The organism is Tahibacter sp. (assembly GCF_032229445.1).
GTDB lineage: Bacteria > Pseudomonadota > Gammaproteobacteria > Xanthomonadales > Rhodanobacteraceae > Tahibacter.
Genome location: NZ_JAVTWC010000008.1, coordinates 102433 through 111660 on the forward strand (window position 1 = coordinate 102433; position 9228 = coordinate 111660).

Genomic DNA, 9228 nt, shown 5'->3' on the forward strand with positions numbered 1-9228 from the left:
CTGGAATCCCGATGGCGGAACTAGCCAAAGAAGTCATACGCGTCAACATTGAAGACGAGATGCGGCAGAGCTATCTCGATTACGCCATGAGCGTGATCGTCGGCCGCGCCCTGCCGGATGTCCGCGACGGTCTCAAGCCCGTGCACCGGCGCGTATTGTTCGGCATGTACGAAGTCAACAATTTCTGGAACCGGCCGTACGTGAAGTGCGCGCGCATCGTCGGTGACGTGATGGGTAAATACCATCCGCATGGCGACGCCTCGATCTACGACACGCTCGTGCGCATGGCGCAGGACTTCTCGCTGCGCTACCCGCTGGTCGACGGACAGGGCAACTTCGGTTCCATCGACGGCGACGCCGCCGCGGCGATGCGCTACACGGAATGTCGCCTCGACCGCCTGGCCTCGGAGCTGACCGCCGACATCGACAAGGAAACCGTCGATTTCCAGCCCAACTACGACGAGAAGGAATTCGAGCCGACGGTACTGCCGACGCGCGTGCCGAACCTGCTCATCAACGGTTCCGCCGGCATCGCCGTGGGCATGGCGACGAACATTCCGCCGCACAACATGACCGAGGTCATCAACGCGACGATCGCGCTGATCGACGAGCCCTCGCTCGGCATCGATGACCTGATGCGCTACATCACCGGCCCGGACTTCCCGACCGCCGGAATCATCAACGGCGCTTCCGGCATTGTGGAAGCGTATAAAACAGGCCGTGGCCGCATCCTGATCCGCGCCAAGGCCGATATCGAGACCGAGGCGAACGGCCGCGAGACGATCATCGTTTCGGAGCTGCCCTACCAGGTCAACAAGGCGCGGCTGATCGAGAAGATCGCCGAGCTGCACAAGGAAAAGAAGATCGAGGGCATTTCGCCCGACGGCCTGCGCGACGAATCCGACAAGGACGGCATGCGCATCGTCATCGAAGTGCGCAAGGACACGATGGCCGACGTGCTGCTGAACAACCTGTTCCAGCAGACCCAGCTGCAGGTGACGTTCGGCATCAACATGGTCGCCCTGGTCGACGGCCAGCCGCGCCTGCTCGGCCTCAAGGAAATCCTCGAGGCCTTCATCCGCCACCGCCGCGAAGTCGTCACGCGCCGCACCATCTTCGAACTGCGCAAGGCGCGTGCGCGTGCGCACATCCTCGAAGGTCTGACCGTTGCGCTCGCGAACATCGACGAGATGATCGAGCTGATCAAGACCTCCGAATCGCCGGCCGTGGCCAAGGAGCGCATGCTGGCCAAGCGCTGGGACCCGGGCCTGGTGCGCAGCCTGCTCGAAGCCGCCGGCTCCGGTGCCTCGCGACCCGAGGAACTCGACGCGAACGCCGGCCTCGGCGAGCACGGCTACCAGCTGTCGGAGGTGCAGGCCAAGGAAATCCTCGAAATGCGCCTGAACCGCCTGACCGGGCTGGAGCAGGACAAGCTGACCGACGAATACAAGCAGCTGCTGTCGGCGATCAAGGGCCTCATCGAGATCCTGTCCGATCCGGCCGTGCTGCTCGCACTGATCCGCGGCGAGCTGGTCGAGATGAAGGAAGCCTACGGCGACGAACGCCGCACGGTGATCCAGCACAGCCAGGAAGACCTCGATGTGCTCGATCTCATCGAGCCTGAGGACGTGGTGGTCACGCTGTCGCACACGGGCTATGTCAAGCGCCAGCCGATCACGACCTATCGCGCGCAGAAGCGCGGCGGCAGGGGCCGCTCCGCCACCGCGATGAAGGAAGAAGATTTCGTCGCCCAGGTCTGGATCGTCAACACGCACGATACGCTGCTGACGTTCACGAGCGCGGGCCGTGTGTTCTGGCAGAAGGTCTACCAGATTCCCGACGCCGGTCCGAACTCGCGCGGCAAGCCGATCGTGAACCTGCTGCCGCTGGAGCCCGGCGAGAAGATCCAGGCGGTGCAGTCGGTGCGCGAATTCCCGGTCGACCGCTACGTGTTCTTCGCGACGCGCCAGGGCACGGTGAAGAAGACCTCTCTGGCCGACTATTCGCGTCCGCGCGCCAATGGCATCCGCGCGATCGATCTCGACGACGGCGACGGCCTCGTTGGCGTCGCGTTGACCGACGGCACACGCGACGTGCTGATGTTCGCGTCCAACGGCAAGGCCGTGCGATTCGCCGAAGACGAAGTACGGCCGATGGGCCGCGTCGCCCACGGCGTGCGCGGCATGAGACTGACCGACAGCGCCGAAGTGGTGTCGATGATCGCGGTGGACGGCGACGGCGACATCCTGACGGCGACCGAACGCGGCTACGGCAAGCGCACGCCGCTCGAGGAATACCCGCGCAAGGGTCGCGGCACGCAGGGCGTCATCGCGATCCAGTGTTCGGGGCGCAACGGCGCGTTGGTCGCGGCGGTACAGCTCGACGATGCGCATGAGCTCATGCTGATCTCCAACCAGGGCACGCTCGTGCGCACGCGTGCAGCGGAGATCGCCCGTGTCGGCCGCAACACGCAGGGCGTCACCCTGATCCGCCTGCCCGAGAACGAGGCACTGACCAGCGTGGTCGGCTTGGCCCTGCTCGGCGACGATGAGGCTGATGCGGAAAGTCAGGCTGGCGAAGGCGACTCCGCCGACGCCGTCGCCACTGCCGGGCCACTGCAGGACGCTGCCTCGCCGGACGATGCCGCATCGTCGGGCGAGGCAGCCGCCAGCGACGACGCGTCGACCGAGTAAACCCTCCGCCGGCGTGAGTCCCAAAGAAAAACCGCGGCAGCGATGCCGCGGTTTTTCTGTTTTCGCGTTTCGCGCGGCTGGCCGGGCGTCGCGCGGCGGTCGATTCAGTCGCCGATGGTTTCGAGCACGGCCTGCGCGCTGGAGACCTTGAACTCGCCGGGTGCATCGACGTTGAGCGCCTTGACCACGCCGTCCTCGGCATACAGCGCGAAACGTTTGGAGCGCACGCCCATGCCGAATGCACTCGCGTCCATTTCCAGGCCCAGCGCACGGGCCAGGTTCGCGTTGCCGTCGGCGAGCATGATCAGCGCCTCGGGAACGTGCTGGTCCTTGGACCAGGCCTTCATGACATAGGCGTCGTTAACCGCCATGCATGCGACGTCGATGCCGCGACTCTGGAACTTGTCGAAATTTTCCACATAGCCGGGCAGGTGCTTGGCCGAGCAGGTCGGTGTGAACGCGCCGGGCACCGAGAACAGCACGACCTTGCGGCCGCTGAAGATCTCGTCGGTGGTGATGGCCTGCACGCCGTCCTTGAGCACGTTGAGCGTCACCGACGGAATGCGTGAGCCGATTTCGATGGTCATGCGGAATCTCGCTTGCGGGGGAGGCGGGGATCATAGCCGGATTGCAGCCGGCACCGGCACCGCGCAGCCGATCGCATGGACACCTCTTGAAAGCGCCAGAGCGGTACCTACTTTCCAGGCCATGGCGCGGTGGTCGCGCCGCCCGAATCAGGAGATAGCATGAACATTTCGCGTAACTACCGCTGGTCTGTTCCCGCCGGCTTCCAGGACGAAATCAAGCACGCGTTCGAGCGTCTGTTCCATACCGACGAGTCGGACCAGTCCAACGTCGTCACGAGCCAGTGGACGCCACGCGTCGACATCCGCGAGGAGGACAAGCGCTTCGTGATCCTGGCCGATGTGCCCGGCGTGGACCCCAATGCCATCGAGATCCAGATGGACAAGGGAATTCTGTCTATCAAGGGCGAACGCAGGAATGAGGCTGAGCCGAGCGGCAAGGCGAGCCGTACCGAGCGAGAGCAGGGCGTGTTCTACCGCCGCTTCGCGCTGCCGGACAGCGCCGATGCCGAGGGCATCACCGCGAGTGGCAAGCTCGGCGTTCTCGAGATTTCGATCCCGAAGCGCCCGGAAAGCTCGCCGCGCCGCATCAGCATCGCCGCGAGCTGACGCCACGGCGCAGCCGATGCAACCCCGGCCCGTGGCGGAGTGATCCGCCGCGGGCCTGTTCGTTTGTCGGCCGTACCATTACTGTTGCGCAGCTCGCCAGGACCGCGGTGCGGCCTGGGCAAACTGATTCCGCAGGGTAGACAGCATGCAGTTCAAGGACTACTACGACACCTTGGGCGTCAAGCCCGAGGCCACTGACGCCGAGCTCAAGAGCGCATTCCGCAAGCTCGCACGCAAATACCATCCGGACGTCAGCAAAGAGGCTGGCGCCGAGGACAAGTTCAAGGCCGTGAACGAGGCCTACGAGGCGCTCAAGGACCCGGAAAAGCGCCGCGAATATGACGCGCTGCGCGCGCGCGGCTACAAGCCTGGCGAAGAGTTCCAGCCGACGCCGGATTTCGGCGGCTTCGGTGGATTCCGCCAGGGCGCAGAAGGCGCTGGCAACGAAGGCTTCAGCGATTTTTTCGAATCGTTGTTCGGCCGCAGCGGCGGGCGCGCGAACGCGAATACGAACCCGCGCCGCGGCCAGGATCTGCGCGCGCATGCGGCGATTGATCTGGAAACCGCGTTCACCGGCGGCACGCAGCGGCTGGAACTCAACGGCGAAAGACTCGATGTGACGATTCCGGCCGGCATCCTGCCGGGCCAGACCATCCGCCTGCGCGGCAAAGGTCATCCGGGACGCAATGGCGGCCCGGCCGGCGACGTGCTGCTGGAGATCCAGCTGCGGCCGCATGCGCGCTTTGTGCTCGATGGCCGCGACGTGACGGTGAAACTGCCGATCGCGCCGTGGGACGCCGCGCTGGGCGCGACGCTGAAGGTGCCCACCCTCGCGGGCGAAGTGGACCTGAAAATTCCACCGGGCTCGGATTCGGGCCGCAAGATGCGGCTCAAGGGCCGTGGCATGCCGGGCGGCGAATCCGGCGACCAGTATGTCGTGCTCGAGGTGCGTGCTCCTGCGGCCCACAGCGACGAGCAGCGCGAGGCCTATATGCGCCTGCGCGACGCGTTCGGCGAGTGACGGTTGCGCAAACTTCGGCATTCGCCGCGCAAACAAAAAAGGAGCCTCGCGGCTCCTTTTTTGTGTCCAGCAGTGGCGTGACTTACTTCGGCAGCAGCTCGTTGATGACCTTGACCAGCTCCGCCTCGTTGATCGGCTTGGTCACATAAGCCTTGGCGCCCTGGCGCATGCCCCAGACCTTGTCGGTTTCCTGGTCCTTGGTCGTGACCAGGATGATGGGAATGTGACTGGTCTTGGCTTCGCGCGAGATGGTGCGTGTGGCCTGGAAGCCGTTCAAGTTCGGCATGACCACGTCCATGAGGATGAGGTCGGGGATTTCACGCTTGGCGACTTCCACACCGGCGGCGCCGTCTTCGGCCGTAATGATTTCGTGGCCCATTTTCTCGACGATGCGCTTGAGGCCCAGCAGCTGGGACTGGGAATCGTCGACGATCAGAATTCGCGCCATGATTGCTTTATCACCCCTGTAGGCCGCGATGCGGCTGGGACATTCTACCGGCGGGCGACCGCTTGGCAACAGCGGCGCCCGGTGCCGGTCGTGGTTAGCGGATGGTTGGCGCAGCGGGCAGGACGAAGCCGCGGCGCATCAGCCGATGTTTACCAGAGTTCGCCCGAGCGAGCCACCGGCGAGCATGCCGTCGAAGACATCCGGCAGTTGGTCGAGGGTGATCTCGCGCGTGCAGATCGTATCCAGCCCTGCTGGCTTCCAGTCGCCGGCGAGGCGTTCCCAGACGCGCTCGCGCGTAGGCCTGGCCGTGCCGGAGGAGGCAATGCCGAGCAGGCTGACGCCGCGGATGATGAAAGGCATGACCGTGGTCGCGAGATCGTGGCCGCCGGCCAGTCCGCAGCTCGCGATATTGCCGTAGGGATGGATGACGCGCGTCAGGCCCGCCAGCATCTCGCTGCCGACGTTGTCGATCGCGCCGGCCCAGCGGCTGGTTTCGAGCGGACGCTGACCCCAGTACAGCTCTTTGCGCGCGATGCACTGTTTGGCACCCAGGCCGATCAGCCAATCGAACTGCTCGACTTTGCCGGTGATGGCATGCGCTTCGTAGCCCGCCTTGCTCAGGATCGCGATGGCGAGCGAGCCCACGCCGCCGGTCGCACCGGTCACGACGACCGGACCCAGGTCCGGATGCTGCTCGTTCTGTTCCATGCGATACAGCGACAATGCGGCGGTGAAGCCCGCCGTACCGATGATCATGCTTTCGCGCAAGGTCAGGCCGGCCGGCAGAGGGATGATCCATTCGGCCTGCAGGCGCGCGTATTCCGAATAGCCACCGTCGCGTGTCTCGCTCAGGCCCGAACCGGTGCACAGTACCGCGTCGCCCTCGCGGTAGCGGTGATCGGCCGACGCGACCACGTAGCCGGCCACGTCGATGCCGCCATTCATGGGGTACTGGCGCAGGATCTTGCCTTTGCCCGTGCCGGCGAGTGCGTCCTTGTAGTTCACGCTGGAGTGGGCAACCTTGATCACGACCTCGCCGGCGGCGAGATCGTCGAGTTGCAGCTTCTCGATGCCTGCGCGATAGCCGGCGGCGTCGTTGTGGATACGGAAGGCGCGGAAGGACGGGGTGCTGCTCATGCGCAATGCTCCTGATGGTTGGAGGACGGGGGCGTGTCGTCGGCTTGCAGCAACACGATCGAGGACATGCGCCGGACCGCTTCCTCCTTGCGGCGTGGCGCGATCCAGGACAGCGCGCGCAGGAGCGAGGCATGGGCCGTCTTGCGATCGAGGCGCCAGGCATGGTCCCAGGCCGAATGGAATTCGGTTTCGCGCCAGCCGTATGGCGCGAAAAAATGTGCCGCCCTCGCGCGGTGCGAAACGGAACGGAGCATTGCCCTGCTGAACGGCGCGGCCCCAGTCATTCGCGACGTAGCGCAGAGGCGAGATCGGCCGTCCACCAGCGCGCCTGTGCCACGTCGCGCAGGTCGCGCGCGAGGCCCACCCAATCCTCCGTCCTGTCGGGCGTTGAAGCCGCTGAGGACCTTTCGGTTCTTGGCCATCGGCTCCAACCCCGTTGAAGGTGAGAGGGCTTCAGGCGGCTCGCTATTCCCGTAGAAGCGCACGGCTTCGACCGGACGACTCCCTCCCCTTCAAGGGGAGGGCCGGGCAAGCGCTCAGGAGCGTGGGTTCTGGCTTTCCTGAACGCACAACGGACCGGAGGCTTGGGAACGGGATGACGTGTGCGGCGACGCACGCGAAAGCCGCCGTGCCCTCAGTTCGCCTTGTGGATCGCGCGCTTGTCGACCGCGAGGGCTGCCTCGTGGACGGCTTCCGAGAGCGTCGGATGGGCATGGCAGATGCGCGCGAGATCTTCGGCCGAACCCTTGAATTCCATCGCGACCACGGCTTCGTGGATCATTTCGGAGACGCACGCGCCGACCATGTGTACGCCGAGCAGGCGGTCGGTGTCGGCGTGAGCGATGACCTTGACCATGCCGGCGGTTTCGTTCATCGCGACGGCGCGGCCGATAGCGGCGAACGGGAACGAACCTGTGCGATAGGGCACGCCCTCTGCCTTGAGCTGTTCCTCGGTCTTGCCGACCCAGGCGATCTCTGGCTCGGTGTAGATGACCCAGGGCACGGTGTCGAGGTTGACGTGACCCGCACGGCCGGCGATGAGCTCGGCCACGGCGATGCCTTCCTCGGAACCCTTATGCGCGAGCATCGGGCCGCGTACGCAGTCGCCAACAGCCCAGACGCCATCGACGCCGGTGTGGCAGTGATCGTCGACGACGACGCGGCCGCGCTCGTCGAGCTGCACACCGGTGCCTTCGGCGAGGAGGCCGTTCGTCGCGGCGCGACGGCCCACGGCGACGAGCAGCCGGTCGACGACGAGGTTCTGCTCGCTCTTGGCATCGCTGTAGGTCAGGTGCACTTCGTTGCCGTTGATCTGCGCCTTGCTGAGTTTGGCGCCGAGGCGGATGTCGAGGCCCTGCTTCTTGAACTCGCGCGCGGCAGCCTTGGCGATGTCGGCATCGGCGGCTGCGAGGAAGTCGGGCAGCGCTTCCAGGACGGTCACTTCGGAACCCAGACGCTTCCACACGCTGCCGAGTTCGAGGCCGATCACGCCGGCGCCGATGACGCCGAGGCGCGCCGGCGTCGCGTCGAAATCGAGTGCGCCAGCATTGTCCACAATGAGCTTGTTGTCGAATTTCGCGAAGGGAAGTTCGATCGGCACCGAGCCCACGCCTATGATGACGTTGGTGCCGCTTATCTCCGATACGCTGCCGTCATGGCCCTTGATCGATACCACACGGCCCGGCTTCAGCGTCGCGAAGCCCGCGATCGGCGTCACCTTGTTGGCCTTGAACAAGGAGGTGATGCCGCCGGTGAACTGTTTGACGATCTTGTCCTTGCGCCCGACCATGGTGCCGACGTCGATGCTCGGATTCGCGGCCGCGATGCCGTGCACGGCGAAGTTGTGGGTCAGGTTGTGGAACTGCTTGGACGAATCCAGCAGCGCCTTGGACGGAATGCAGCCGACATTGAGGCAGGTGCCGCCGAGGGCGGGCTTGCCGTCCTTGCCGATGAAAGCGTCGACGCAGGCGGTCTTGAGGCCCAGTTGCGCGGCGCGGATCGCAGCCACATAGCCGGCCGGGCCGGCGCCGATCACGACGACGTCGTAGTGTTGTTCGCTCATCATGTTCTTCCTGGTTTAGTCGACGGACGCGGGCGGCGGCAGGCTCGCGGCAAGCTTCTGGATGTAGTCGCCGTGGCGCTCGAACAAGGCCTTGGCCTTGTCGAGCACGGCAAGACATTGGTCGGCGCTCGGGTTGTGCTCGACGTTCGCGGGCGCTTCGGGCTTGAGTTCGAAGTGATCCAGCACGCGCTTCATCGCGACTGAGTCCGGCGAATCGACCAGCGCCTCATACGCTTTGCTGAATGCCGGATACTCGTGGTCGCAATTGCCAAGGTCTATGACAGAGATCGCGTCGAACTCCGTGAGGATCTCGACCACTCGCGTCCGCGCAACCGGATCCGGCGCTGCATTGGCAGCGCCAGACACCGCGGCCAGCACGGCGCCGATCAGCAGTCCGGCCGGTTTCATCACAGGCCCAGCAGCATCTTGGCCGGGTTTTCCAGCTGGTTCTTGATGTCGACGAGAAACAGCACCGCATCCTTGCCGTCGATGATGCGGTGATCGTAGGACAGCGCGACGTACATCATCGGCGCGGCCACGACCTGGCCGTTCTCGACGATGGCGCGGTCTTTTATCGCATGCATGCCGAGGATCGCGCTCTGCGGCGGGTTGACGATCGGCGTGGAGAACAGCGAACCGAAGGTGCCGCCGTTGGTGATGGTGAAGGTGCCGCC

10 protein-coding genes are annotated in these 9228 nt (G+C 65.1%); 3 read left to right on the top strand and 7 right to left on the bottom strand.

The window, feature by feature from the left end; translation table 11 throughout:
- Positions 1-11 precede the first annotated feature (11 nt).
- Positions 12-2693 carry a DNA gyrase subunit A gene (gene gyrA / locus RUU78_RS02590; protein WP_313913353.1) on the top strand — a complete coding sequence of 894 codons (2682 nt, stop codon included), beginning with the start codon at positions 12-14 and terminating at the stop codon, positions 2691-2693.
- 104 nt (positions 2694-2797) lie between these two features.
- Here gyrA and RUU78_RS02595 read toward each other — a convergent pair whose 3' ends face one another.
- Positions 2798-3280, bottom strand: coding sequence for a peroxiredoxin (locus RUU78_RS02595; RefSeq protein ID WP_313913354.1), 483 nt, complete (start codon positions 3278-3280; stop codon positions 2798-2800).
- Between the two features lie 159 nt (positions 3281-3439).
- On the opposite strand from RUU78_RS02595, the gene RUU78_RS02600 reads away from it, so the two are divergent.
- Complete coding sequence (locus RUU78_RS02600) at positions 3440-3886, top strand: Hsp20/alpha crystallin family protein (protein ID WP_313913356.1); 447 nt, start codon at positions 3440-3442, stop codon at positions 3884-3886.
- A 145-nt stretch (positions 3887-4031) separates the two neighbouring features.
- Entirely contained in the window at positions 4032-4907 is an 876-nt protein-coding gene (locus RUU78_RS02605; RefSeq protein WP_313913358.1) for a DnaJ C-terminal domain-containing protein, read from the top strand.
- 82 nt (positions 4908-4989) lie between these two features.
- On the opposite strand, the gene pilH is transcribed toward RUU78_RS02605, so the two are convergent.
- The 6 genes from pilH to RUU78_RS02635 all read right to left on the bottom strand — a co-directional run.
- Positions 4990-5355 (bottom strand): twitching motility response regulator PilH, encoded by a 366-nt coding sequence (gene pilH / locus RUU78_RS02610; protein WP_313913359.1) that lies wholly within the window; start codon positions 5353-5355, stop codon positions 4990-4992.
- Positions 5356-5493: 138 nt separating this feature from the next.
- Positions 5494-6492 (bottom strand): YhdH/YhfP family quinone oxidoreductase, encoded by a 999-nt coding sequence (locus tag RUU78_RS02615; RefSeq protein ID WP_313913361.1) that lies wholly within the window; start codon positions 6490-6492, stop codon positions 5494-5496.
- Positions 6489-6746, bottom strand: coding sequence for a hypothetical protein (locus RUU78_RS02620; protein WP_313913363.1), 258 nt, complete (start codon positions 6744-6746; stop codon positions 6489-6491). Before RUU78_RS02620 ends, RUU78_RS02615 begins: the two co-directional genes overlap by 4 nt.
- A gap of 380 nt (positions 6747-7126) precedes the next feature.
- A complete protein-coding gene (lpdA, locus tag RUU78_RS02625) occupies positions 7127-8554 on the bottom strand; it encodes a dihydrolipoyl dehydrogenase (RefSeq protein ID WP_313913365.1) in 1428 nt (475 codons plus the stop codon).
- A gap of 15 nt (positions 8555-8569) precedes the next feature.
- Positions 8570-8962: a hypothetical protein gene (locus RUU78_RS02630; RefSeq protein WP_313913367.1), complete on the bottom strand. Its 393-nt coding sequence runs from the start codon at positions 8960-8962 to the stop codon at positions 8570-8572.
- A partial coding sequence (locus tag RUU78_RS02635; RefSeq protein ID WP_313913369.1) for a 2-oxo acid dehydrogenase subunit E2 occupies positions 8962-9228 on the bottom strand: 267 nt, incomplete at its 5' end. The genes RUU78_RS02630 and RUU78_RS02635, both read right to left, overlap by 1 nt.